Annotated in this window: 21 protein-coding genes; 12 read left to right on the top strand and 9 right to left on the bottom strand. The window is 39.7% G+C overall.

From position 1 onward, the window contains the following. Nucleotides 1-335: 335 nt before the first annotated feature. Both cpxA and cpxR read right to left on the bottom strand, forming a co-directional pair. Nucleotides 336-1706 (bottom strand): envelope stress sensor histidine kinase CpxA, encoded by a 1371-nt coding sequence (cpxA, locus tag PR834_RS11995; RefSeq protein WP_004265222.1) that lies wholly within the window; start codon nt 1704-1706, stop codon nt 336-338. After that, on the bottom strand, nt 1703-2401 hold the full coding sequence (cpxR, locus tag PR834_RS11990; RefSeq protein WP_004265224.1) for an envelope stress response regulator transcription factor CpxR: 699 nt from the start codon (nt 2399-2401) through the stop codon (nt 1703-1705). Before cpxR ends, cpxA begins: the two co-directional genes overlap by 4 nt. 150 nt (nt 2402-2551) lie before the next feature. Between cpxR and PR834_RS11985 the strand changes: the two genes are divergently transcribed. From PR834_RS11985 to PR834_RS11945, 9 genes are all read left to right on the top strand, one after another. Then, nucleotides 2552-3121: a Spy/CpxP family protein refolding chaperone gene (locus tag PR834_RS11985; protein ID WP_196731881.1), complete on the top strand. Its 570-nt coding sequence runs from the start codon at nt 2552-2554 to the stop codon at nt 3119-3121. Nucleotides 3122-3377: 256 nt separating this feature from the next. Beyond that, the gene (locus tag PR834_RS11980; protein WP_136135343.1) at nt 3378-3680 is read left to right on the top strand and encodes a type II toxin-antitoxin system RelE/ParE family toxin; all 303 of its coding nucleotides are present in this window, start codon (nt 3378-3380) and stop codon (nt 3678-3680) included. Continuing rightward, nucleotides 3677-3961 (top strand): addiction module antidote protein, encoded by a 285-nt coding sequence (locus PR834_RS11975; protein WP_004265229.1) that lies wholly within the window; start codon nt 3677-3679, stop codon nt 3959-3961. The genes PR834_RS11980 and PR834_RS11975 overlap by 4 nt, the downstream gene beginning before the upstream one ends. 82 nt (nt 3962-4043) lie before the next feature. Further along, entirely contained in the window at nt 4044-4625 is a 582-nt protein-coding gene (locus PR834_RS11970; RefSeq protein WP_136135344.1) for a HutD/Ves family protein, read from the top strand. A 219-nt stretch (nt 4626-4844) separates the two neighbouring features. Then, the gene (locus tag PR834_RS11965; protein ID WP_004265231.1) at nt 4845-5597 is read left to right on the top strand and encodes a M48 family metallopeptidase; all 753 of its coding nucleotides are present in this window, start codon (nt 4845-4847) and stop codon (nt 5595-5597) included. A 237-nt stretch (nt 5598-5834) separates the two neighbouring features. Then, nucleotides 5835-6476 (top strand): lysophospholipid acyltransferase family protein, encoded by a 642-nt coding sequence (locus PR834_RS11960; RefSeq protein ID WP_094961883.1) that lies wholly within the window; start codon nt 5835-5837, stop codon nt 6474-6476. Beyond that, the gene (locus tag PR834_RS11955) at nt 6473-7417 is read left to right on the top strand and encodes a phosphatidate cytidylyltransferase (RefSeq protein ID WP_196731880.1); all 945 of its coding nucleotides are present in this window, start codon (nt 6473-6475) and stop codon (nt 7415-7417) included. Before PR834_RS11960 ends, PR834_RS11955 begins: the two co-directional genes overlap by 4 nt. 406 nt (nt 7418-7823) lie before the next feature. Beyond that, a complete protein-coding gene (gene pfkA, locus PR834_RS11950; protein ID WP_004265237.1) occupies nt 7824-8801 on the top strand; it encodes a 6-phosphofructokinase in 978 nt (325 codons plus the stop codon). 266 nt (nt 8802-9067) lie between these two features. Further along, nucleotides 9068-10081, top strand: coding sequence for a sulfate ABC transporter substrate-binding protein (locus PR834_RS11945; RefSeq protein ID WP_136135346.1), 1014 nt, complete (start codon nt 9068-9070; stop codon nt 10079-10081). Between the two features lie 342 nt (nt 10082-10423). Here PR834_RS11945 and PR834_RS11940 read toward each other — a convergent pair whose 3' ends face one another. The 5 genes from PR834_RS11940 to PR834_RS11920 all read right to left on the bottom strand — a co-directional run bounded on the left by PR834_RS11940 (nt 10424) and on the right by PR834_RS11920 (nt 16758). Further along, nucleotides 10424-11380 (bottom strand): OmpG family monomeric porin, encoded by a 957-nt coding sequence (locus tag PR834_RS11940; RefSeq protein ID WP_004265276.1) that lies wholly within the window; start codon nt 11378-11380, stop codon nt 10424-10426. 123 nt (nt 11381-11503) lie between these two features. Beyond that, nucleotides 11504-13384 carry a glycoside hydrolase family 3 protein gene (locus PR834_RS11935; protein ID WP_004265278.1) on the bottom strand — a complete coding sequence of 627 codons (1881 nt, stop codon included), beginning with the start codon at nt 13382-13384 and terminating at the stop codon, nt 11504-11506. 425 nt (nt 13385-13809) lie between these two features. After that, the gene (locus tag PR834_RS11930) at nt 13810-14754 is read right to left on the bottom strand and encodes an OmpG family monomeric porin (RefSeq protein WP_004265280.1); all 945 of its coding nucleotides are present in this window, start codon (nt 14752-14754) and stop codon (nt 13810-13812) included. Nucleotides 14755-15179: 425 nt separating this feature from the next. Then, nucleotides 15180-15950, bottom strand: coding sequence for a triose-phosphate isomerase (tpiA, locus tag PR834_RS11925; RefSeq protein WP_036959102.1), 771 nt, complete (start codon nt 15948-15950; stop codon nt 15180-15182). A gap of 178 nt (nt 15951-16128) precedes the next feature. After that, nucleotides 16129-16758, bottom strand: coding sequence for a DUF1454 family protein (locus PR834_RS11920; RefSeq protein ID WP_004265284.1), 630 nt, complete (start codon nt 16756-16758; stop codon nt 16129-16131). 35 nt (nt 16759-16793) lie between these two features. On the opposite strand from PR834_RS11920, the gene PR834_RS11915 reads away from it, so the two are divergent. Continuing rightward, complete coding sequence (locus tag PR834_RS11915) at nt 16794-17213, top strand: DUF805 domain-containing protein (RefSeq protein WP_004265285.1); 420 nt, start codon at nt 16794-16796, stop codon at nt 17211-17213. A gap of 74 nt (nt 17214-17287) precedes the next feature. On the opposite strand, the gene fpr is transcribed toward PR834_RS11915, so the two are convergent. After that, the gene (gene fpr, locus PR834_RS11910) at nt 17288-18034 is read right to left on the bottom strand and encodes a ferredoxin--NADP(+) reductase (RefSeq protein WP_036959105.1); all 747 of its coding nucleotides are present in this window, start codon (nt 18032-18034) and stop codon (nt 17288-17290) included. A 183-nt stretch (nt 18035-18217) separates the two neighbouring features. Between fpr and PR834_RS11905 the strand changes: the two genes are divergently transcribed. Continuing rightward, the gene (locus tag PR834_RS11905) at nt 18218-18346 is read left to right on the top strand and encodes a hypothetical protein (protein ID WP_256372551.1); all 129 of its coding nucleotides are present in this window, start codon (nt 18218-18220) and stop codon (nt 18344-18346) included. A 144-nt stretch (nt 18347-18490) separates the two neighbouring features. After that, complete coding sequence (gene emrD / locus PR834_RS11900) at nt 18491-19675, top strand: multidrug efflux MFS transporter EmrD (RefSeq protein ID WP_004265291.1); 1185 nt, start codon at nt 18491-18493, stop codon at nt 19673-19675. 41 nt (nt 19676-19716) lie between these two features. On the opposite strand, the gene PR834_RS11895 is transcribed toward emrD, so the two are convergent. Continuing rightward, a complete protein-coding gene (locus tag PR834_RS11895) occupies nt 19717-23490 on the bottom strand; it encodes a hypothetical protein (RefSeq protein WP_272536677.1) in 3774 nt (1257 codons plus the stop codon). Between the last annotated feature and the right edge of the window lie 26 nt (nt 23491-23516).

Here is a 23516-nt window from a genome sequence, read left to right as displayed (position 1 = left end):
CTTTCTATTAATTCAGCTATCACACTTTAACTAAGTAATAACAGAATATCAGATTAATATGTTAGGTATAGGAATTAGTAACATCTTAAGATGTAAAGCGATATACTTTTTAATAGGCTAGTACGTTGCTAATTTCAAAAATTCTTTTCTATTATTCTTTTTTTTGCGTGTGAAAAACAGCAAAATAGAGTTTTATATTGGTTAGGTATTTGGGAGTTGTTGTTTTTAGATGCAATATAGGACTATTCCCTATTAATAGGTATAAGTTGACTGAAAAAATAAACCCCCATATTGTGAATAAAATAAGGGGGTTTATTTGTATGAATAAAATTAATTTACCGGCCGTGTTCAGGTAGCCAGATTTGTAACCTTAAACCACCTAATGGGCTATCATCCGCCTTCACCCAACCTTTATGTTGTGTTATCGCGGTTTCAACAATTGCAAGACCTAAACCAGTCCCACCCGTCTCCCTGTCCCGAGCTTCATCCGTGCGGTAGAACGGACGGAAAATGTGCTCACGGTCAGCAGGGCTAACACCAGGGCCATCATCATCGACAGTGATTAAAATACCGTTATTTTCTTCTTTGAAATCAACGGCAATATGCGTGTGCGAATAGCGTAGTGCGTTACGCACAATATTTTCAAAAGCACTCCCGACAGCAGAAGGGTTGCAATATAGCGGCCAAGGTCCGGGGTTAGAAGTGACCTCGAGGGTTTTGTTCATTTGTTCGGCTTCAAAGCTAGCGTCATCTAAGATATCGCCCCAAAGTTCATCGGCTTTGATATTTTCACGCAAGATCTCGTTTTTGTGCTGGCTACGAGATAGCACCAGCAAATCGTTAATCATGCTATCTAGGCGATGGGTCTCGGTTTCGATGCGTTCTAACTCTTTACTTTCCCCATGGCGACGGCGCAATAAGGCTGTTGCTAGCTGTAAGCGTGTCAATGGAGTTCGTAATTCATGAGAAATATCAGAAATTAAGCGTTGCTGTGCGCTAACCATACCATCAAGGGCGCTGATCATCTGGTTAAAGCTATTCCCAGCAGACAAGAACTCTTGTGGGCCGGCTTCTAGCTCTGGGTGTGGCCGTAAATTTCCTTTCGCCACATCGTCGGCCGCCATTTTTAACTTACGAGCAGGGCGGGCAAGACTCCAAGATAGCCATAATAATAACGGAGCACTGATCAGCATTGTGGCAATCAGTAATAAGAAAGGCCTATCAAACAATAAGTTAATAAAGTCAGATTGCGGGCTGCTTGCTGGGCGAACTAAATATAGCTGGTAGTGGTCTTCCCCATCGCGAATGGAGAATGGCCCGAGGATTTCAGCTCGTCCATATTTTTTCTTTTTCGGATGATCTGCGTTATCGGACTGGCCAATAAAGTTACGTATCACCTGCATTTCACTTGGCATAGCACCAATCACACGGCCTTCACTGGTGACGATAATCAACCGTTGGCCGGGAGGTGCCCATTTTTTGATGGCGTTAGAAATACGCCGCCACCAAAGTAGGTCATTCATCGGAGCTTGTGCGAGTTCGGCTTCAATATGCTGCTCAAGCATCTCCCCTTGGCGTTGTTCACTTTCCATAAGGACGGTGATTTGCCGAGAGTCGAGCTTGGGCACCATCAGCACTAGCATTAATACTAGTGCGAGGGTAAACCAGAAGATCGCAAAGATCCTTGCGGTTAAGCTGTTGATCATGTGGCAGAAACCATTAAGTATCCACGGCCACGTAAGGTTTTAAACCACGGCTGGCCATCAGTGCGTTCCGGAAGTTTGCGGCGTAAGTTTGAAATATGCATATCAATAGCACGGTCAAACGGTGTTAAGCGCTTCCCAAGTACTTCTTGGCTAAGGTGTTCACGAGAAACAACTTGGCCTAGGTGCTGTGCGAGCAGATATAACAACGTAAATTCGGTACCTGTTAAGTCCAAAATTTCATCATCAAAGCTGGCTTCTTGGCGGCCTGGGTTAAGTTGCAGTTTATCAACTTGTAAAACAGGGGTATTGCTATTGTCGCCTTGGGTTTGCTCGCTCCAGTTAGAGCGGCGTAATAAAGCACGAATACGCGCGACCAGTTCACGGTCATTGAACGGTTTAGGTAGATAGTCGTCTGCACCTAATTCTAGGCCCAGAACTTTATCTAGCTCACTACCGCGAGCCGTTAACATGATTACGGGGGTCTGATGGATTTGGCGCAGTTCTTTTAATGTCTCAATACCATTTTTTTTCGGCATCATGACATCAAGTAGTAACAGGTCAATGGATGAGTCAATTTGCTGTAATGCCTGTTCACCATCATAGGCGATGACAACATTGAAACCTTCCATTTCCAGCAGTTCTTTTAATAGCGACGTGAGTTCACGGTCGTCATCAACTAATAGGATTTTATGCATTTTTTAAGTCCTCCAACTGCCAAAATACGATAACAATCTGTACGATTCCATGACTTTACGTTCTTTTACATGCTCTGACGCTAGTTTGCAGCCACAGGTGTATATTTGTTCACATTGAATCACGAGCACAGTTCGGAGACAAGGTGTCAAATGCTGAGAACAACACATAGCAAAGTACATAATACAGTACATAAAACCGCAATGTTAGTTTTAGCTTCTGCGTTTGTGTTCGGGCCAGCGGTTGCTTTTGCAGAAGAGCCACAAAGTGCTGCAAATGAAAGTTCAACACCTTTGATGTTACAGATGCAGTCTGAGCCAACTACGCCGTCAGGCAATACGGTTGTGCCCTTTCAACATCATGAGTTATTTAGCAGTGAAGAACGTGCCAGTACCTTTATGTTTAATGGTATCACGTTAAATGAAAAACAGCGCCAGCAATTACGTGATTTAATGGCAACACAGCGTCATTATCATGTTGATAACACTGCTTTAGTTAAAGAACGTGAAGCGCTGCACAAATTAATTATAGCGGATAGCTTTGATGACAAAGCGGTTCGTGAAGAGCTTGAAAAGCGAATGCAAAAAGAACTGGAACAACGTGTTGAAATGGCTCGAATTCACCATGAATTGTACCAGTTGTTAACGCCAGAGCAGAAAACTGAGCTTGAAAATATTCACCAACACAAAATGGCGGAATTTCAAGCGATGCAGTTTCAGTAAATTTAGTTGTTAGTACCTGTAGTAATGCCTGTAGTAATGCAAGTTAGTTAGTTTCATATATTGAGTTCCATAGTAAGTAGTGAAGTAGCAGTAAGTGAAGTTTTTCCTTGCCATAGACACCATCCCTGTCTTTTATAGCCCCTGTTAGGGGCTTTTTTTTTGTTTCTAAACTAGTCCTTTATTCATGGTTGTTAACTATAGTTGACAACTAAACGAAGATTGCTAAGATAAAAACATAAAGACAAGGAGCAGTCTTATGATCACGGTTCTAACAACGGAATGTTTTGATAGTTGGATCAAAAATCTTAGAGATATTCGAGCTAAAACTAAAATTCTAATGAGAATTAGGCGGTTAAAAAATGGAAATTATGGTGATGTTCAACCCATTGGTGATGGCTTTTCGGAACTGAGGGTACATGAAGGACAAAGGTATCGTGTTTATCTAAAGCAGAAAAACAATGTTATTGTAATTTTACTTTGTGGTGGGACAAAGGCAACGCAGCAGAAGGATATCCATAAGGCTAAACTCCTTTTTGGTGAAGTTGAGGGGGAACTATGAATACTAAATTAAAAGAATTTGATATCGCTGAGTATTTAAACAGTGAAGAAGAAATACAAATGTATCTAAACGAAATTCTAGAAGAAGGTGACCCTAGTCTAGTTCTCGCTGCACTTGGTGATATTGCGAAGGCAAGAAATATGAGCCAATTAGCTAAAGAAGTTGGAATGAGTCGTGAAGGTTTATATAAGGCGCTATCAGGACAGGGAAATCCAACATTTATGACGATTATAAAAATCGTTAATTCTCTCGGATTAAAGCTACAGTTTAAGAGTATCTAAAAAATAGCTTATCTATGATTAGGCTAGCCATTAGCTAAGCTCACTATAAAAATAACGTATCCACCAAAGTAGGGTTCACTTTATGACTCAGATATTAACGACGCAAGATTATCGCAATATGCCTTGGAAAAATGGCCAAGGGTCGACACTTGAATTGGCACGCAGTCATGGTGAAGGTTTAGATGATTTTGATTGGCGAGTGTCTATTGCAGATGTTAAAGCGGCGGGAGCATTTTCGTTTTTCCAAAATCGACAACGTATTATTGGAGTATTGGAAGGGGAAGGACTTACTTTACATGTGGATAAGAACCCTGCGGTGACGTTAAAGCAAAAAGAGTTTTTTGCTTTTAATGGAGAAAGTGAGGTTTATGCGGAGCTTATCCAAGGTGCAATTCGTGATTTTAATGTCATCTATAATCCTGAAAAATATCAAGCCCGCTTACAATGGGTGAATACTGCGCTTATTAACTCTTGGGTCAGTGGAGCAAGTGAGATCTTAATTTTTAATATTACCCCTAATTTGGGGGTGACTATTAATTCAGATTGCTTTTATTTAAAACCATTCGAGACTCTACTAATCAAAGAAAATCGAGAGAATCTACAATTTACTATTGAGCAAAATACAGAAAATGATTTTTGCATTATTGAGTTATTTATTAAATAGTTAGAATTTTTTTACTCTAAATTTAAGTACTATTTGTATGAAGCTTATATAGTACTTATTATTGGAATAATATTCTGCCCATTTTGCAATTTTAGTCAAAACGTTATCAAATTCATATATTAGATAATTATGGCTTTATTCCTATTGTTATTTTTCGCAAAATTCATAGTCTTTAGCGTTGTTAAAAAATAATACCTATATACTAAAGGAAAATGTTCTATGAAGATGAAAGCGCTTGTGGCAGTTGCTGTTTCTGCTGTCATTTTAACGGGTTGTAAAAATTTAGACCAAGGGATGTTGACTAACTCAGGTATGCAATTATTCCAAGCGGCAACACTGAGTGATGCAGACGTTAAAAAATTCAGTGATGAATCATGTAAAGAAATGGATGCGCAAAACAAAATTGCACCAGCGTCTAGCAAATATGCAAAACGTTTAGATAAAATCGCAAAAGCATTGGGTAACGAAGTTGATGGTACCCCAGTAAACTATAAAGTTTATATGACTAGCGATGTAAATGCATGGGCGATGGCGAATGGTTGTGTACGTGTATACAGTGGCCTGATGGATGTGATGAATGACAATGAAGTCGAAGGTGTTTTAGGTCATGAAATGGGCCACGTTGCATTAGGTCATACACGTAAAGCTATGCAAGTTGCTTATGCAACGGTTGCTGCACGTACTGCTGCATCATCAGCGGGTGGCGTAGCAGAACAACTGAGCGCATCACAAGTTGCTGCACTGGGTGAAAAACTGATTAACTCACAGTTCTCTCAGCACCAAGAAAGTGAAGCAGATAACTTTTCTTACGATTTACTGAAAAAACGCGGTGTTAAAACTGAAGGTTTAGTTACTGGTTTTGAAAAATTAGCGAAAATGGGTAGCAGTGAAACAAGTATGTTTGATTCTCACCCACCATCAAGCGAGCGCGCACAAAACATCCGTGACCGTATTGCTGCTGACAAAAAATAATATTTAATTATTGATGTTAGTTGGATGTCATTCTGGTGTAGTAATGTGATGATATATTGCTACACCAATCACTTATTCCCTGCTGTTTATCTCAATATTACTTTTCTTATATTACAAATCAGAACTTATCCCGTTGTACTCCTGTAATTGACTCTCTATCTTGTTAATTAAACGATATTCAGGTTTTTTCGTAATTTTGCAAATTTTCGTTTGATAAAACGTTAGCAAGGAAAAAAGATGGAAAAAGTGCAGAGAATTTCTCTTTTAGCTAAGGGAATGGGCATGCTGTTATCGGGAACCTGCCGTTTATTAACTGGCGTTCGCACTCGTTGGGTCGGGTGCCAACCTTCAATGGCTTCACGTATTTATTATGCCAATCATTCCAGTCATCTTGATGGTTTGGTTATTTGGTCTGGGTTGCCGCCGTTAATGCGCCATTTTGTTCACCCTGTTGCCGCTAAAGATTATTGGGTTAAGACACCATTTCGGCGTTATTTAGTTAATAAGGTTTTTCGCGCTGTATTAGTCGATAGAAAAGGCGATAAGCCCGCACAAAATAATACATTAGCTCCTTTAGAATCAGTATTAGAGTCAAAGCATTCATTAATATTTTTTCCTGAGGGTACGCGTGGTGATGGGGAAACGCTAAGTCAATTTAAAAGTGGGCTCTACCATCTCGCGAAAAAATACCCTGATGTTGAAGTTGTTCCAGTCTATTTGGAAAATTTAAATCGTGTATTACCGAAGGGGTCAAAGCTTGTTGTGCCCGTGATTTGCTCAGCTATCGTTGGTAAGCCTCTGGAGCCTATTATGGAGAATGAAAATAAAATCGACTTTTTGCAGCGAGCCAAAGAAGCACTTGAGGAGCTAATGCCATGAGTATTGGGGACAGGGAATTAGTATTATTGTTGTCAGGTGTGTTTGGGATACTAGTATTTGCTAGTGTTATTGGTGGTATTCTTGCATATCGTTATTCAGGTGAAAAAAGTAACCCAACCATTGATAATTTGAATGCTCGTATCCGCGCATGGTGGGTTATGTGCATTATTTGTGTACTTGCTGTGGTGCTTGGCAATATAGGTGTCGTGATCTTATTCGCACTGATATCGTTCTTTGCACTAAGAGAATTTATTACCTTAACGCCAACACGGCGAAGTGACCACGAGGCATTATTTTGGTGCTTCTTTGTTTTTATTCCATTGCAATATGTATTGGTATGTATTGAATGGTATGGGTTATTTTCAATTTTCGTACCTGTTTTTGTATTCCTTTTCTTGCCTACCCGTATTGCTTTAGCTGGAGATACCTTTCATTTTCTTGAACGCACTGCAAAAATTCAGTGGGGAATGTTGGTGGCTGTTTTTTGTTTAAGCCACGTCCCTGCGTTATTGATGTTGAATATTCAAGGCTATGAAGGCGAAAACGTAAAATTATTACTTTTCTTGATTATTGTGACGCAAATTTCAGATGTGTTGCAGTATGTTTTTGGCAAGTTAATGGGTAAGCGGCCTATTGTGCCTAAGTTGAGCCCAAATAAGACCATTGAAGGTTTTATTGGCGGAGTATTATCTTCAGTACTCATTGGTGTTTGTCTTTACTGGGTAACCCCGTTTAGCTGGTGGGTTGCGGGGCTGATGTCATTCGCTATTACCATTATGGGGTTTGTGGGTGGGTTATGTATGTCAGCAATTAAGCGTGATAGTGGTATTAAAGATTTTGGGGCGATTATTGAAGGGCATGGTGGGATGCTGGATCGTATTGACTCATTGTGTTTTGCTGCGCCTATTTTTTTCCATTTAACGCGTTATTACTATACATAATCCCATTTTATTTTCGTTTTTGTTCGTTAATCAAAAGAGCACCAAAATGGTGCTTTTCTTTTGTTTTATAGGTACAGCATCGAAGGAATTTAAGTGTTATCATTAATACTTAATTTTTATTTCAAACTAAGGTATGACTAGGGTAATACGCTGTATTTTGTACTCTAGGGCTTTTTTTACCTTGAAGGATTTACCTATTGGGGTGATCGGCTAGAATTATGTAAACTGGATCACAATAAAACATAAAAGCTTGATGGAAAGCAGATGCATAATTCACTCTTTGCCGTATTATGCTGTTAGGTGAATCAATTCAGCACTAGTCAGTCAGTGTAATTAGCGTTAAAAAGATTAACAGCGTAACGGTTTTATCGATTTGCAATTTTATGTTCATTAATCAGAGGTCATCATGGTCAAGCAGATTAAAAGAATTGGGGTTTTAACGAGTGGTGGTGACGCGCCAGGCATGAATGCCGCTATCCGCGGTGTGGTTCGTGCGGCACTAGGTGAAGGTTTAGAAGTCATGGGTATTTTTGACGGTTACCTTGGCTTATATGAAAACCGCATGAAGCAATTAGACCGGTATAGCGTGTCGGATATGATTAACCGTGGTGGTACCTTTTTAGGTTCAGCTCGTTTTCCACAATTCCGTGATGAAAAAGTGCGTGCAGTCGCATTTGATAATCTGAAGAAAAACCATATTGACGCATTAGTTGTCATCGGTGGTGATGGCTCTTATTTGGGGGCTAAAGCACTGACGGAAGCAGGGTTCCCATGTATTGGTCTACCGGGAACGATTGATAATGACGTTGCTGGTACAGACTATACCATCGGCTATTTTACTGCCCTCGAAACGGTTGTTGAGGCCATTGACCGCCTTCGTGATACTTCGACTTCCCATAAACGTATTTCGATTGTTGAAGTCATGGGGCGTTACTGTGGTGATTTAACATTATCTGCTGCGATTGCAGGGGGCTGTGAATTCTTAGTATTACCTGAGCAAGAAATGGCTTTTGACCGCGAAGAACTCTTATCTGAAATCAAGCGTGGTATTGAAAAAGGTAAACGCCATGCGATTGTCGCTATTACCGAACACGTTTGTGATGTGGGTGAGTTAGCGAAATATATAGAGCAAGAAACACATCATGAAACTCGCGCAACGGTTCTAGGCCATATCCAGCGTGGCGGATCTCCAGTTGCTTATGACCGCATTTTGGCATCACGCATGGGAGCCTATTCCATTCAACTTCTGTTAGAAGGCTATGGTGGGCGCTGTGTTGGTATCCAAAATGAAAAATTAGTTCATCATGACATTATTGATGCTGTTATGAATATGAAGCGCGTCTTTAAGAAAGATTGGTTTGATACGGCGAAGAAGCTGTACTAATTCTTCCTCTTCTTTTTCTTCGTCATATTTTGAGCTGTGACGTTGTTGGCAGCTCTCGGTTACTCGGGTCACATACTTATGTATGCACCCCGAGCTGCCGCCTAGTCACAACTCAAACTATTTAAAATAGGGCTATTTGTAAGTCTTTATCTTTTATTCTTTGTTCACATATTCCTCATTCTTATAAGTTTTTCTTTTTAATTATTTCCCGTAATTGATGCTATCTGTCAGCCTCTTCTTATCATAAATTTAATGAGGAAATGTGGATGACACGTTCATGGCAGGTAACAAAATCACAATTTACGACGGCATTGCTATTGCTGCTAGCAACAGGGGCTTGGGCGAAAAATATTCAATTGTTGAATGTGTCTTATGATCCGACTCGTGAGTTTTATCAGCAATATAATCAGGAGTTCAGTGATTATTGGAAAAAGAAAACGGGCGATACCGTTACCGTTCGGCAATCTCATGGTGGCTCAGGTAAGCAAGCCATATCAGTGGTGAATGGATTAGAAGCCGATGTTGTTACCTTAGCTTTAGCTTATGATGTTGATGCTATAGCACAAAGTGGCCGTATAGATAAAAATTGGATAAAAAAGCTCCCCGATAATTCAGCTCCTTATACATCGACTATCGTCTTTCTCGTTCGTAAAGATAACCCGAAAAATATCAAAGATTGGGACGACTTAGTCCGCAAAGACGTTTCCGTGGTGACACCCAACCCGAAAACCTCCGGCGGAGCACGTTGGAATTACTTAGCAGCATGGGGCTATGCGTTAGATAAAAATCAGCAAGACCCTGAAAAAGCGAAACAATTCGTTAAACAGCTCTATAAAAATGTGGAAGTACTCGATTCGGGGGCTCGCGGCGCAACCAATAGTTTTGTTGAACGCGGTATAGGTGATGTATTAATTGCTTGGGAGAATGAGGCTTTACTCGCTATCAATGAGTTAGGGGAAAGTGGGCAGTTTGAGATAGTGACGCCAAGTATTTCGATTCTTGCTGAGCCAACTGTCGCTGTTGTTGATAAAACTGTCGATAAACGTGACCGCAGGGCAGTTGCCGAAGCTTACCTAGAGCACCTCTATTCAGTTGAAGGGCAGGAAATTGCAGCGAAAAACTACTATCGTCCACGAAATGTGGAAGTGGCTAAAAAATATCAGCAGCAGTTTCCTGAGCTTAAGTTACTGACGGTAGATGAAAGTTTCGGAGGGTGGCAAGCGGCACAAGCAACTCATTTTGCGAATGGGGGGGTGTTCGACGAAATCATCCAACGCTAATACTCTTCATATTTCGCACTGTAGCGTTGTTGGCTACGTTCGCTAACCCTAGTCACATACTGGTGTATGCTTCTAGGGTCTCGTTTGTTTGCCGCCTAAATACTCGTCATATTTCAATTTGTAGGGGTGTTGGCTGCACGCTCTCACCCTAGTCACATACTGGTGTATGCTCCTAGGGTCTCGTTTGTTTGCCGCCTACCTACAATTTGAACTATTTAGAGTATTATCTTAGGTGTAATAAATATTTTGAGTAATGATAGTTAAGGGCGGGTATAATAAAAACAGAATTAAAATGGGGTATTATTCCTAGCCTGTGAGGGGCAGACTAGGAATGAGGTTAATTTATTGCCACTGGTATTTGACACCTAACTGGCCAAGATAAAATGTTTGACGGTTGTTGCCACCTGAGGTGATACCTGCATTTTTTGGGTTTTCCCAAGTACTAGGTTCAACTGCGAAGCCGCCCCATAGTGTTAGTTTTGGTGTTAAGTTATAAAAAACTTGTGTCCCGACACGGTAGCCGTCTTTAACTTTCTGGGTAGTGCGTTTGTTACTATCGTAGTTATGTTCATTTAAATAATAACGAAAATAAGGCATTACGCTCCAGTCCTGATTTAACGTGATAGGAAAATAACCGCGAATTTGGTTTTGTTCCCATGTCTTATTAAAGTCTTTATCCCATGTCCAATCGGTGTATAGATAGACTTTGGCGGTTGCAGAGTCGTTGACCTTATAAACAAGTCCGTGTTCGGATTCCCACTCATAACTATTGGGGGCATGGAAATTATCGTAATGGTAAACCGCATCCCAAAAGTTAAATGCCCACTTATCATTGAAATTGTATGTCCCGCTAGGCATTAACCAAAACATAGTATTCGATGGCCGTGCCTGTGTGCCCGGTGCGGAGTCATTTGATTCCTTACGATAGGTGACATTCAAATTGAACTGACCAATATCGCTCGCATACATTTTCCGAGTAGCGCCAATTTGCGTACGATTACGAATAAAAGAATCTTTGGATGTTGAGAAATTGTGGTTGTAGCTTCTTAATGATTCCTTATGTTCCAGAAAAAAGCTCCATTTTGATTCAGGATTCGCTAAAAATAGTTGGCCAACCATCGTGGTTTTGTCGTAGACCTTACGACCGCTGGTATTATGGTGTCCTTCAAATTTTTCGAGTTCCATATAGACGTTGGAAGAAACGCGCCAGTAATCATTATTGACCTGATCAGCTGCGAAAACGGATGTTGTCAATCCTGTGAGAGTAACAAAAAGTAAACCATTCAGTGAAGTTTTCATTTTAACCCTTTAATTTTTATGTATATTTTGTTTTTTATGCCTTAGTTCAAGGCGTTAGTGTCTGGCCTTTATACCGTGGGGTATAAAGGCTAAATCATTGTTAATAATTAATAGGTTGTGTAATTAATTGATTGTGGAGTAGGTTTCACCATGACCATAAGGGAACAGCACTTTGTTACCTTGTGGGTTTTTAATATTAACGGGTAGCAACCCTTGAGGTGGGTTTAGCGGCTGGCCGTGAGTGTTAGCAAATAATGTCCGTAAACCGCTGCGAATATTGGTTTCTAACGAATTGCGGTTATTATTGGTGATATCAAATCCGGTAATACCATAGATGGCAATATTTGCGTTTACATCGTTTAGGTATGCAATGTCATAGGGGTTACGTGAAGAGATAACAACAATAGGGGTTTTAAGTTGGTTTGCAGCATCAATGATAAGCTGAGCATTCGTTGGCGTATCCTTTAAATTATAGGTCGTCAGTAATACTAAATCTTGGTTTTGAACCAGTTTTTTTGCTTCATCTTGAGTTAGCGTACTTTCATTCAATTTAACGACACTTTCGCCTGTAATAATAGCAACCCCCGTTTCCTGTGCGATATCATTTAACTGTTTTTGAATTAAGGTATTGCGTGGCTTTTCATCAGAAATAATGAAAATTCGATTTAGCGGTTTTAATTGATAGGGCAGCACATTCTCATTTTTAATTAATGTGATAGCCTGCTCAGAAACCATATTTTCAATATCTTTATGGCCTTTTGATGCGACGACTTGTTCTGCCTTCACTAAGTCTATTGGTTGTGCTGTAATTTCTTGCTGAAGCTTTTTCAGCACTACACGTTTTGCGGATTCATCAATACGTTTTTTCAGTTCTGGGTTTTTCTCTGCTTGTGTTTCTAAATAGCGGTACATGTTATCTAAACGAGAAACCGCTTGGGAGTCCCACATTTTAATTGGCATAAGAATAATATCTGAGCCAGCGAGTAACGAGGTTTCTACCGCCCAATTAATATCGAAGTTGTCAGCAATAGCCCCCATGTCCATGGCATCTGTCACTATCAAGCCATCATAGTTGAGCTCATCGCGTAAAATACCATGCAAAATAGGTTTGGAAAGCGTCGCTGGGGTGCCAACTTGTTTACCTGCAAGTGTGGTGATCTTATCGTCATCCAGTGCTGGTACAATGATATGTGCGGTCATGACGGCATCAGCACCATGAGATAACGCGTATTTGAATGGGACGAGTTCAGTGTCTCGCCATGTTTTCGCGTCGGAATTAACAACGGGTAAATCAACATGGGAGTCAGCAGAGACATTTCCATGACCCGGGAAATGTTTAAGTGACGTCAATAAATTATATTTATGAATGCCTTGAATATAGCTGGTGGCCAGAGTGCCAACTAAATTTTTATCATCTGAGTATGAGCGTACCCCAATCACTGGGTTATTTTGGTTGTTATTAACATCAACAACTGGGCCAAAATTGATATTAAAACCAAGACTGGATAGCTCATATCCGTGGATCATCCCTGTTAGCTCTGCAAGGGCTGGGTTACGTGCTGCGCCTAATGCCATATTTCCGGGCATTTCGGTGCCTACGCGTAAGCGGGTGACATAACCCCCTTCTTGGTCGGTGCCAATAAATAGTGGAAGGTTACTGCGGGAAGATTGAAGTTTATTAATTAACTCCACAGTTTGTGGTGTATCAATCAGATTTTCTCTAAATAGGATCACCGAACCGAGGTGGTACTGATTGATAACCTTAGAAACTTCATCATTCATAACGAGAAAAGGAGCGGGTTCTCCATGGCTGTCTTTATTCCAATATCTGAAATCTAACATGAAGAGCTGACCAATTTTCTCAGCCTCGGACATATTATTTACTATTTCTTGTGCAGACTTTTGTTTGTCTTGCCATAATTCATTCAATTGGGCTTGTGTTATTGGGTTCGCCATTGAAAATGCACTGAAAATACAAGCACTAAGTAAAGTGAATTTCTTCATTTTTCATTTTCCCTAAGTTATTTTTCAAAAAATAATAAGTGGCTGGATATATTTATGATGTGAGAGTGCTCACAGTTGATAGTATTCTCTCTTTCAGAGTAAGAGGAATAGAGTACAAATAGATAGAGAAGGGGGCTTTATTTATCTCATTGATATTAAATAGCAAATTATCAAGAATAATTAATTTTAACCTAGAATAATTTCAACTTGATATTATTTTGTTATGTGACGTAAGTATAAATTATAATTAAATGGTATTTAAATCGACGGTAGAGCGTAAAAAATTAATGTTTTCACTAATTATTTACTTTTTAATATATTTTATTCTTATATTTAAGTAGTTTTCTAATTTAAAATATATAAGCCATATGATATTTCACATGGCTTATTTTTTTAAGAGAAATAAGTTAGTTACAAACCAAAGGTTACCATTGGTATTTTACGCCAATTTTACTTAGGTATAGCGTTTGTTTATTATCATATCCTGACGTAATTCCATTCTTTTTAGGTGATTTCCATGTTGAAGGTTCATAGGCAAACTCACTCCATAAAGTCAGTGATGGGGTGACTTGGTATTCCACGAGAGAGCCAATGCGGAAGCCATTTTTAATTTCCTGTGTTAAATAATTATTTTTATCATAGGTATTTTCTTGTAAGAAATAACGTGCATAGGGGGTGATTTTCCAGTTGGGTTTAATGGTAATGGGTAGGTACGCACGAACTTGTGATTGTAAAAAGCGGGTACTGAAATGTTTATCCCATTGGTTATCAATATAAACAGTGAATTTTGCTTTTAATGCATCTGAATATTTATAGGTCACACCAAATTCGGTTTCTGCTTCATGACTGCTGTCATTGAAATAATTACTGTAATAAAAATAAGAGAGCCAAAAGTTAAAAGACCAATCATCATTGAAACGGTACTCGCCGGCAGGAGTTAAGCCATATAAACGATTCGAAGAACGTGCTTTGGTGTTGGGTTCGACATCGTTTGACTCTTTTCTGTAACGAAAACCAAGCTCTAAGTCTGATGTTGGGGTGTTAATCATTTTCTTGATAGCATCAATTTGCGTGCGATTTCTAATGTAAGAATCCCGTGAAGTCGTGAAGTTACGGCCATGATTCCTTAAAGATTCGCGGTGTTCAAGAGCAAAGCGCCAGGCAGATTGCGGGTTGAAAAGCTTTAGTTGCCCAACGGTGCTGATTTTATCGTAGACTTTATTATTAAATGAATCCCGTTGTCCTTGATATTCTTCTATTTCCAAATAGATATTGGTATTAACTCGCCAAGAGTCATTATTTAATTCAGAGAAACAAATTGTAGGGAATATAATTATGATGCTATAGATTAAACCAACTATATATTTCATATCTATCCTTCAGGGTGAGTTTTATTAGTGTTAATTATCTAGTTGAGCGATTAGAGAGATAAATGTGTATTAACTTTTATAGATTGTCTACCGTTATTATTTAATAGATGATGAATGGTATATATAAATTAAAAATCTAATAAGTTGCATCTTGTTGTTATTTTTGGGAGTTTTATTATTGTCGGTATAAAGGTGTATTTTTATTTATAACTTTATTTAAGATTTTTAATCATATGTTTATTTGTTAGTTTTAAATTTAATTAATAAATATTAATTAAATTTAAAACTAAGTGGTAATTGTATTATATGGTTGGTAATTATGAGAATAATAAAAATATTGATGTGATGCTTTTATTCAAGTTGGAATTAATTAAAATAAAAAACCGCCAATATTTGGCGGTTAATCTCAAGGTATTAAAATAACCTTATTTAGATTTTTTCGCTTCAGCAGCCGCTTTAACAATAACAGCAAAAGCGTCAGCTTTCAGAGAAGCGCCACCCACTAAGGCACCATCGATATCTGGCTGGGTAAATAGCTCAGCTGCGTTGCTGGCATTAACAGAGCCGCCGTATTGGATGATAACTTGTTCAGCAATGGCTGCATCTTTTTTCGCAATATGAGTACGAATAAATTTATGGATTGCTTGTGCTTGTGCTGGTGTTGCTGATTTACCTGTACCGATAGCCCAGATTGGCTCATAAGCGATAACGGCACCTTGGAAAGCTTCTGCACCTAAAGAATTCAATACGGCATCGATTTGACGAGCGCAGACTTCTTCGGTTTTACCCGCTTCATTTTCAGCTTCAGTTTCACCAATACACAGTACTGGGATCAGACCTTGTTCTTTTAAGACAGCAAATTTCTTAGCGACAAATTCATCACTTTCGTTGTGATAAGTACGGCGCTCTGAGTGGCCGATAATGATGTATTTGGCGCCAACATCTTTTAACATTTCAGCAGAGGTTTCACCTGTAAATGCACCTGATAGGTTAACGTCAACGTTTTGTGCACCTAATGCAATGCGACTGCCTGCTAACGCATGTTTAGCTTGAGTCAAATAAATCGCAGGTGGTGCAATAGCCACATCACAGCCATCAACGCTGCTGAGTTCATTACGCAAGCCAGCGACGAGGTCATTGACCATCTGTGTGCTGCCGTTTAGTTTCCAGTTACCCATTACCAATGGATGTCGCATGTTATTTCCTCCAACCAGAGAGTTTGAATGATTAATCAATAAGTTATTCATCACACGCTTATGTTACACGCGTAACGTGACAATGTTGTCGCCATTCACCTTCTGCATTATAAGAACAATGGATAATAATAGCTTTGCTTTTCATCATGCTTGTTCTTAGAGCGTGATCACAGTCAGTTTAGGGTGTTTGTTGTTCTAGCTTAATCGGTTCAACAGCAAAAGTAAGCACATTATTGTCACTTTTTACTAAAATATATCTTAAAGCGCCTAATCGAGCTTCTTCCGCGTGAGTTGCACTATTATTGGCAATAAATTTATTTAAGGCTTCCGTAAGTTCAGGGGCTTTATCCTGTGAAACTTCAGGGGCGAATATACGGACCATTGCAATGGTATAACTTTCCATTAATTGTCGATTTTTTTGGTTTTCTTGTGGGTTATCAGACGGTAGTAATGTGATCTGTAAACTTTTAATTTTTTCACTTCCGCGTTCTAACACCGCAGAGGAATAAATTTGTTGGTTAATTCGAGAAGCTGCTCGAATATAGGGAGCTGCGATATCTTGGCTAGCAATTACTTTATATTCATGAAGATATAAGTCTTTGTATGCTTGATTGAATTGGTTACGTAATTCAGGAATAGTGAGGTTAAAAGAAGGCGCATCAGGGGCCAAATAGGAGACCTCAAAGTCAGTATCTGGCAGCGTTGGGACTTTTTGAGCAAAAGCCAGTTGTGGCACACTAAGTACAAAAATGGTTATGATGGCGTATACAGAACGAAATAAAGTTTGGGTCATTTTTGAGCCACTCATTTTTAGTTTTCCACATTGTATCAGGATTATAGGTAATGACATTACAACAATGGGCTTTTTCCTTCAAAGGCCGTATCGGTCGCCGGCCATTTTGGGTAGGTATTGCTGTCATTTTTATTTTAATGACGGTAATTGCCCTGTTACAAAATGCACTGCTATTCTCTGAAACACTTGCTATATCGTTATTTATTTTACTACTTTACCCTTTGGCCGCTATCTTTGTGAAGCGTTTACATGACCGTGGAAAATCGGGTGGGTGGTTTGCGCTGATTTTATTGGCGTTTGCTCTTTTTTCAATCGACGTCAGCCAATTTGAACCTGTATGGCAATGGGGGATAGGGCGCTTTTTACCATTATTAATTACTATGATAATGGTACTTGATTGCGGAGCTTTTATGGGAATGGATGGTGTTAATCATTATGGTGAAGAAACAGAAACTGTGGATTATTTATAGCGTCAATACCATGTGGCCCGACTACCATATAACATGAATGCTACCCTGAAAATATTTCAGGGTAGCATGCTAAATTACCAGTATTGCTCACTCGAAATATGGCCAGGTTTGCGGCGTAAATGTTTAACCATGTTACGGTTATTTTTTAGTGTATCGCGAGTGTCCCTGACCATTTCAGGGTTACCACATAGCATAACGTGGCAGGTGTCAGGCGAAAGGGCTAGGCCAACAGCCTCTTCGAGTGCATGATTTTCAATTAAGGCTGGAACACGGCCATATAATGAACCTGTACATTGTTCGCGGCTCACCACGGTGACAATTTTTAATTTCCCTTGATATTGTTGTTCCAACTTTTTCATTAAGGACAAATAACTTAAATCTTTCTCATAACGGACAGCGTGGAGTAAAACAATGTTCTCGAAGCGCTCAAGGTCTTTGCCTTCCTGTAAGATGGACAAAAAAGGCCCAATGGCGGTACCTGTTGATAACATCCATAAGTTTTTACATTCGGGTATTTCGTCTAAAACGAAGAAACCCGCTGCTTCATCCGTGATCTGTAACGTATCATCGGGTTTTAATTGTGCTAATTTTGGGCTAAGTTTCCCTTCGGGGACGATGACAAAATAAAATTCAAGTCGGTTATCACTAGGTGCGTTGACGTAAGAATAAGCTCGTTGAATACGTTCGCCTTCGATTTCGAGTGCCAGTTTGGCGTATTGTCCGGCGGTAAAGGGTTTAATTGGCGCCTCAATGACTAAGCTGAATAATGAATCAGTCCAAAATTTGGCTTCAATCACTGTTCCTGTTACCCAATTTGCCATAGATCCCACCTCTTCATATTTTAAAATCGACCATCTGAAAAATAACTCATTTTTGATGTGAATGAGCCAAAGCATGGTTCACTAGGATTTAATACTAAAACAGTTCATTATTTATGCTTATCGATAATGTGTTCCAGTGTTTTATTCTTAATATTGGTCTATTTTAAAGTTCAATGTACAGTTATGTTGACAATGCTGGCGAATATTACTGCCATTGTTGAAAAATATAAAATGTCGCACTACTACGAAAAGATGGCTGCTTTTGTTATCTTAGTCACACTCAAGCAAAACGCATTATTTGCTATTTATTAAAAATGGCATAAAAGCGTAGAGCAGTATTTTTATATTGATAATTAAGCACCTAAATAATTTTGCGTTATTACAATGAAATAATGCGGCGTTATTTTGTGTCCGAAATAGCGTGCATTTGAATTATTGGATGTATTTGAGAGAAAAATGAGAAAACTGGAACATTTTAATTTGCTATTAATGCTAATTGCATTGGCAGCAGTCGGCCAAATGACACAAACTATTTATGTTCCTGTCATTGCTGAAATTGCCGCTTATTTTAATGAGCCCTCTGGTGCTGTTCAACAAGTAATGGCGGCTTATTTATTTTCTTATGGTTTTTCGCAGTTAGTTTATGGGCCGCTATCTGACCGAATTGGTCGCCGACCTGTTATTTTAACCGGTTTAACGATTTTCTTATTTTCAACGGTTGTGGCAATTTTCGCGCCAACGCTAAATATACTTACAGTGGCAAGTGGGTTACAAGGGCTAGGAACTGGTGTTGCCGGTGTAATGGCAAGAACAATGCCTCGTGACTTATATAAAGGCACAGCGCTGCGTTATGCAAATAGCCTATTAAATATGGGGGTGTTAGTCAGCCCATTATTGGCTCCCATGTTTGGCGGAATATTAGCGCACTTTTGGGGCTGGCATGCTTGCTATATTTTCCTATTTATCTTAGGAGCCTCAGTATTATTGAGTATGTATCGTTGGCTACCAGAAACGCGGCCTGTTTCCCCAGAAAAGTACAGAATGTTGGCCTCATATCGTGAATTACTTTCAAGTGGTTCATTTCTCTCTTACCTTGCCATGCTAGTTGGTGCGTTAGCTGGGATAGCGGTATTTGAAGCCAGCAGTGGTGTATTGATGGGCGGTGTATTAGGGCTAAGCAGTATCACCGTGAGTATTTTATTTATATTGCCGATTCCTGCCGCTTTCTTTGGCGCTTGGTATGCAGGGCGAGAGGGAAAAACGTTTTATAATTTGATGTGGCACTCAGTGCTTATTTGTTTATTGGCTGGCTTTATGATGTGGGTACCAGGCTGGTTTGGGATTATGAATACATGGACATTGTTAGTCCCAGCAGCGGTATTTTTCTTTGGCGCTGGTATGTTATTTCCATTAGCAACGACAGGGGCTATGGAGCCTTTCCCTTATTTGGCAGGTGCCGCAGGTGCACTCGTTGGCGGCTTACAAAATGTCGGTTCAGGTGTTGCGACTTGGGTTTCCGCCTTGTTACCACAGAACGGGCAGTTTAGTTTAGGATTGTTGATGTTTTTAATGTCGACGCTTGTATTGTTGTGCTGGTTACCTTTAGCAAAACGTATGAATCACTCAGAACGCATGGTTTAATGGGATATGGTCAGGCTGCAAAAGACAGCCTGACCATCAAATTACGCGCTTAGCAGTATATCAGCTTGCTTTTGTGGCGGAATTGATAGCACCGATGAATACAAGGAGCTAGGTTCCTCTTCTGGCATTGATGATATAAGTTCCGGCAACATGACTCCTGAATTAAATATCACTGGTTGGTTATAATCTAGAAATTTTGTATTTTCTGCTAGTTGTCCTGTTGGATTTTGAGTGTTTTGTTGGAGCCAAATCAACTTTGGTACAGTATGGTCCTGCAAGTGTTGGTCTATATGAATGATTATTCCATCCAGTTTTAACTCAGGGGTACTGTCTATCGTGCCTTTTATTGTTAATTGATTTTGTTGTACTGAAAAATACCATTCCTCTATTGGTATGCTTTCTTGAATTTGTTTTTGGTCATCACTTGTCCTTAGTGTGACCCAAAAAGAGTACTGGCCATCAGGCAAGTTTAGGTGAGTAATATCCACCGTTTGTTCGAAGTTTACATCCGCAACTAAAGGTTGCTCGACTGTGTAGTAGATCACATCGGGTATTGCTGAGTAATGCCTTGCGTGAGTATCAAGGTGATTGAGCGCAATAAAGTTCAAAGAGGTATCAACCTGCGAATCTTGGCCAAATGGGTCAGATAATGAAAAATATTGTTGATGTAACCGGCCTTTTTCAACCCACTTGGCGCAAAGTGCACTTTTTGAGGTGATTTTGTCGAGATTGACTTTACCTGTCGAAAAATCAATTAAGCCTTCTTCTGTTGCTGCCCAGTAAATAGGGGCACCTTGCCAATAATTATCGAGAATCAACTGGTTGGGTAATAAATAGCCATCACTGTTTGTTAATACACGGCAAGCTAATGAATCCGGGTTGTTATAGTGGGAGATCAACTGCCCAAGCTCTTTTTTGTAGTTCAATTCATGTACAGTAAACTGAACCAATTCGCCTTTATCTGCAATATTGAAGCTCTCTGTACGTCGGATTTGCAATACTTCGGTCGATAACCCATTCGGAGTTGCATAAGTGACGGTTAATGCATAGTCACCATTAATATCAAATGGACGGCCAACCCCTGTTTTTAGGTTATGGTAATCGGCCGGCAAGCTTCCTATGGTACGGTCAACCGTGATGGTGCTATAAGGGTGTGGGGTATTATCTGCCATTTTAGTAAACTGATGCTGTATCCAATAAATCGCTACATCACGTTGATGAGGGAATTGCTCAATTTGCGTTAGGTGATAATATTTTGAGTAATTCTGTTGAGTTAGTGTGACCCATTGTTTGTTAATTTGATCCCAGCGTTGATAAAAACCGTCTCCTGCAAACCCGCCATCTTCAGTATCCTCCCCTTTAGTTTTATTGCTTTGCCAGCGTATTCTTTTGCTTAAAAATTGGTGAATTTTTTGGTTGTAGACATCAGGATGAGGCAAAAATGCATCATAAGCACCGCTCCTAAAAGGTACAAAACTAGAAAGCATGGTCGGCATAGCCTGTTTTAAGTGACTATGGAGATCGTGATAAGTGACATAATATTGCCTAGATTGGTTATAAGCTGGGTTTTTGCCATGGCTGTGAGGGTCGTAAGGGTATACTAACTTATCATCATCACCTAGTTTATTGGTATGAGGCAAGCCAAGACCGTGACCAAAAATCTCATGAAACATCACGTTAGGTTCATGAACCCCGCCACCGTTGTTGGGCGACCCAAGCCCTAATAGCGCAGTGCCAACATTTGAAGGTAGGGTTTCAATCGCAGTATATTGATAATCAGAATCAGCATTGTTAGCAGTTTGGTATTTATGGCTATTATTATAAGCCCAAAAAATTTGTGCATTGGGGTGATAGTCAATCTCTTCAGGGTTATCATAATGAGGATGAATAAACGGAATGGTGTTGCTATTGGTGTCAGTCCTAAGTGGCGTTAAGCTTGGGTGACTCACCGTAGCAGGAAGGCTATGCACTGTGAGCTGCCCAATTGGTAAGATTGTCGCCGCTTCTTTTCCCCAACTTAATGGAGAGGATGAATAAACTCCATGTCCTTGTTGATATAAACTGTGGCTATCAACATGAACAATTAAGTGGTTATCAAGGGTGACATTGGGGGAGAATAGGCCATGTTGGTTGGTTTCTTCGGTGATAATGGGTTTGCCATTAACAGTGATAACGAGGTTGATATCCGGTTGTATCCACTCACCTTTTAGCGGAGCTGTAAAGCGTTGCTGATGCCAATTTTGCGCTGAAACATTCATCTGTTGGGGGAGCGCTGTTAATTTTTGGAGCAAATGATCCGGGCCAGTTAATCTCACTCGACCTAATATTTTTCTTTCTTTATTGCTGACGATGGCTTCAATATCAGGGGATTTTGCCGCCGTTTCGCTGGTAATTTCTACATTCAATAACGCCCAGCGGTTAGCTGTTAAGCTCATGTGCTTATCGGTCATACTCTGCAGGTGAGTTTGCGCAAGTTGAATATGATGGATTTGCATATCACTTGGTGTTGGGTTGTAACGCCGTTGAGGTTCATGATAAACAGGGTCTGGAGTGGAATATGTGCGTTTACCAGGAATGCGCAGTTGTGGTGCATTTGCGGTTTGTAACTGAATGGAAAGGGGCTGGGATTGCTGCCCGTTAGGTAGCATAGCAATAAAATCAAATTGATCTGAGTGGGTTTTAAATTTGGCATTATTGGCAATGTATTGCCATTCGTTGGTGGTGTTATTTAGCGTTAATTGACCAAATTTGGGCTGCTCAAGGATTTTGTAACCCTTAATATGGGGGCTATTTGGTAGTTTTCCTGTTATGGCACCCACAACTAACTGATTTGGGAGCTCATCTGGGTTTTCTGCTACTAAAATAGGTAGAATTTGAGGAACGCTTTCTTGCGCATCATGTCGAGAGATCGCCTGTTTTGTTTGTTTCAATTGGAACTGGCGAAAAATGATATTTTTACCAACAAGTTTTAAGGTATTCTTTTCATAGCGGATTTTAACCGCAGGAAGCTGATTTACTGCCATTATTTTATTTACATCGGTTTCGACTGAATGGGCAATCTGTTGCCAAGATGATGTTTTTGTAATTGGAGCGTCATGTGAAGACAACACCTTGTTATACTTCATATTTTCTATAGATATTGAGAAATATTGGCTGTTTTTTCGTAACTCATCGGTTAGCTTCAATGAGTTTATTGCTTGGGTTGGTAGGGTGATAATTTGCTGGAAACTGTGATTTTCTAAGGTGCGGCTGGCTTGCTCAATAGGCTCTACTGGATTAATTTCATCAATGAGTTGTTGGGTCGATGCTGATAGTTTTTTGTGTTTATTTTTGACTATCAATAAACTGCCGCCGGTGAGTTCCAACCAATGGCGAACTAGCTCGACTTGTTTGTCATTGGCATTTTCAGGCAAGACGACGATATTATAATGGCGATGCCATTGCCCGCTTGGTAATAATAAATCAGCGAGCTGAGCTTGTGCTCTGGTTTCTCCGTCAATCCATTCGTGGGGTGAATTAAAGCTTTCGACAAATAAATTTTGCTTGGGGTGGAAACTAAATCCAGAGAAATGTTCAGTATCGAGGGCACTTAATAAATAAGTTTTTTTATTTTCACCCGCTAAGCGAGGTTTATTGCTTAACCAACTGAATAACTTAAATGCTTTTTCGCCGTCAGCGGATAGTTCAGGGTTATCCTTTAATGCATTTATTAAGGTGGTATCTTGCCGAATAATTGCCACTCTCCCTTTTTTATACCATCCTAGTTGTAAGTTGTCTTGCTGTATCTCATCAGCAAATATTTTAAGGTTATCCATTACCATAATCCATTTTTTGAGGGTTA

The organism is Providencia sp. PROV182, from assembly GCF_028480325.1.
GTDB classification, from domain to species: domain Bacteria; phylum Pseudomonadota; class Gammaproteobacteria; order Enterobacterales; family Enterobacteriaceae; genus Providencia; species Providencia hangzhouensis.
The sequence above is the reverse complement of the archived record's forward strand: the minus strand, read 5'-3'. Positions and strand labels throughout refer to the sequence as shown.

What these genes read in the sequence shown, in the direction of transcription:
- cpxA (WP_004265222.1), bottom strand. Translation starts at nt 1,706, where the DNA reads ATGATCAACAGCTTAACCGCAAGGATCTTTGCGATCTTCTGGTTTACC.
- cpxR (WP_004265224.1), bottom strand. Translation starts at nt 2,401, where the DNA reads ATGCATAAAATCCTATTAGTTGATGACGACCGTGAACTCACGTCGCTA.
- PR834_RS11985 (WP_196731881.1), top strand. Translation starts at nt 2,552, where the DNA reads ATGCTGAGAACAACACATAGCAAAGTACATAATACAGTACATAAAACC.
- PR834_RS11980 (WP_136135343.1), top strand. Translation starts at nt 3,378, where the DNA reads ATGATCACGGTTCTAACAACGGAATGTTTTGATAGTTGGATCAAAAAT.
- PR834_RS11975 (WP_004265229.1), top strand. Translation starts at nt 3,677, where the DNA reads ATGAATACTAAATTAAAAGAATTTGATATCGCTGAGTATTTAAACAGT.
- PR834_RS11970 (WP_136135344.1), top strand. Translation starts at nt 4,044, where the DNA reads ATGACTCAGATATTAACGACGCAAGATTATCGCAATATGCCTTGGAAA.
- PR834_RS11965 (WP_004265231.1), top strand. Translation starts at nt 4,845, where the DNA reads ATGAAGATGAAAGCGCTTGTGGCAGTTGCTGTTTCTGCTGTCATTTTA.
- PR834_RS11960 (WP_094961883.1), top strand. Translation starts at nt 5,835, where the DNA reads ATGGAAAAAGTGCAGAGAATTTCTCTTTTAGCTAAGGGAATGGGCATG.
- PR834_RS11955 (WP_196731880.1), top strand. Translation starts at nt 6,473, where the DNA reads ATGAGTATTGGGGACAGGGAATTAGTATTATTGTTGTCAGGTGTGTTT.
- pfkA (WP_004265237.1), top strand. Translation starts at nt 7,824, where the DNA reads ATGGTCAAGCAGATTAAAAGAATTGGGGTTTTAACGAGTGGTGGTGAC.
- PR834_RS11945 (WP_136135346.1), top strand. Translation starts at nt 9,068, where the DNA reads ATGACACGTTCATGGCAGGTAACAAAATCACAATTTACGACGGCATTG.
- PR834_RS11940 (WP_004265276.1), bottom strand. Translation starts at nt 11,380, where the DNA reads ATGAAAACTTCACTGAATGGTTTACTTTTTGTTACTCTCACAGGATTG.
- PR834_RS11935 (WP_004265278.1), bottom strand. Translation starts at nt 13,384, where the DNA reads ATGAAGAAATTCACTTTACTTAGTGCTTGTATTTTCAGTGCATTTTCA.
- PR834_RS11930 (WP_004265280.1), bottom strand. Translation starts at nt 14,754, where the DNA reads ATGAAATATATAGTTGGTTTAATCTATAGCATCATAATTATATTCCCT.
- tpiA (WP_036959102.1), bottom strand. Translation starts at nt 15,950, where the DNA reads ATGCGACATCCATTGGTAATGGGTAACTGGAAACTAAACGGCAGCACA.
- PR834_RS11920 (WP_004265284.1), bottom strand. Translation starts at nt 16,758, where the DNA reads ATGAGTGGCTCAAAAATGACCCAAACTTTATTTCGTTCTGTATACGCC.
- PR834_RS11915 (WP_004265285.1), top strand. Translation starts at nt 16,794, where the DNA reads ATGACATTACAACAATGGGCTTTTTCCTTCAAAGGCCGTATCGGTCGC.
- fpr (WP_036959105.1), bottom strand. Translation starts at nt 18,034, where the DNA reads ATGGCAAATTGGGTAACAGGAACAGTGATTGAAGCCAAATTTTGGACT.
- PR834_RS11905 (WP_256372551.1), top strand. Translation starts at nt 18,218, where the DNA reads ATGTTGACAATGCTGGCGAATATTACTGCCATTGTTGAAAAATATAAA.
- emrD (WP_004265291.1), top strand. Translation starts at nt 18,491, where the DNA reads ATGAGAAAACTGGAACATTTTAATTTGCTATTAATGCTAATTGCATTG.
- PR834_RS11895 (WP_272536677.1), bottom strand. Translation starts at nt 23,490, where the DNA reads ATGGATAACCTTAAAATATTTGCTGATGAGATACAGCAAGACAACTTA.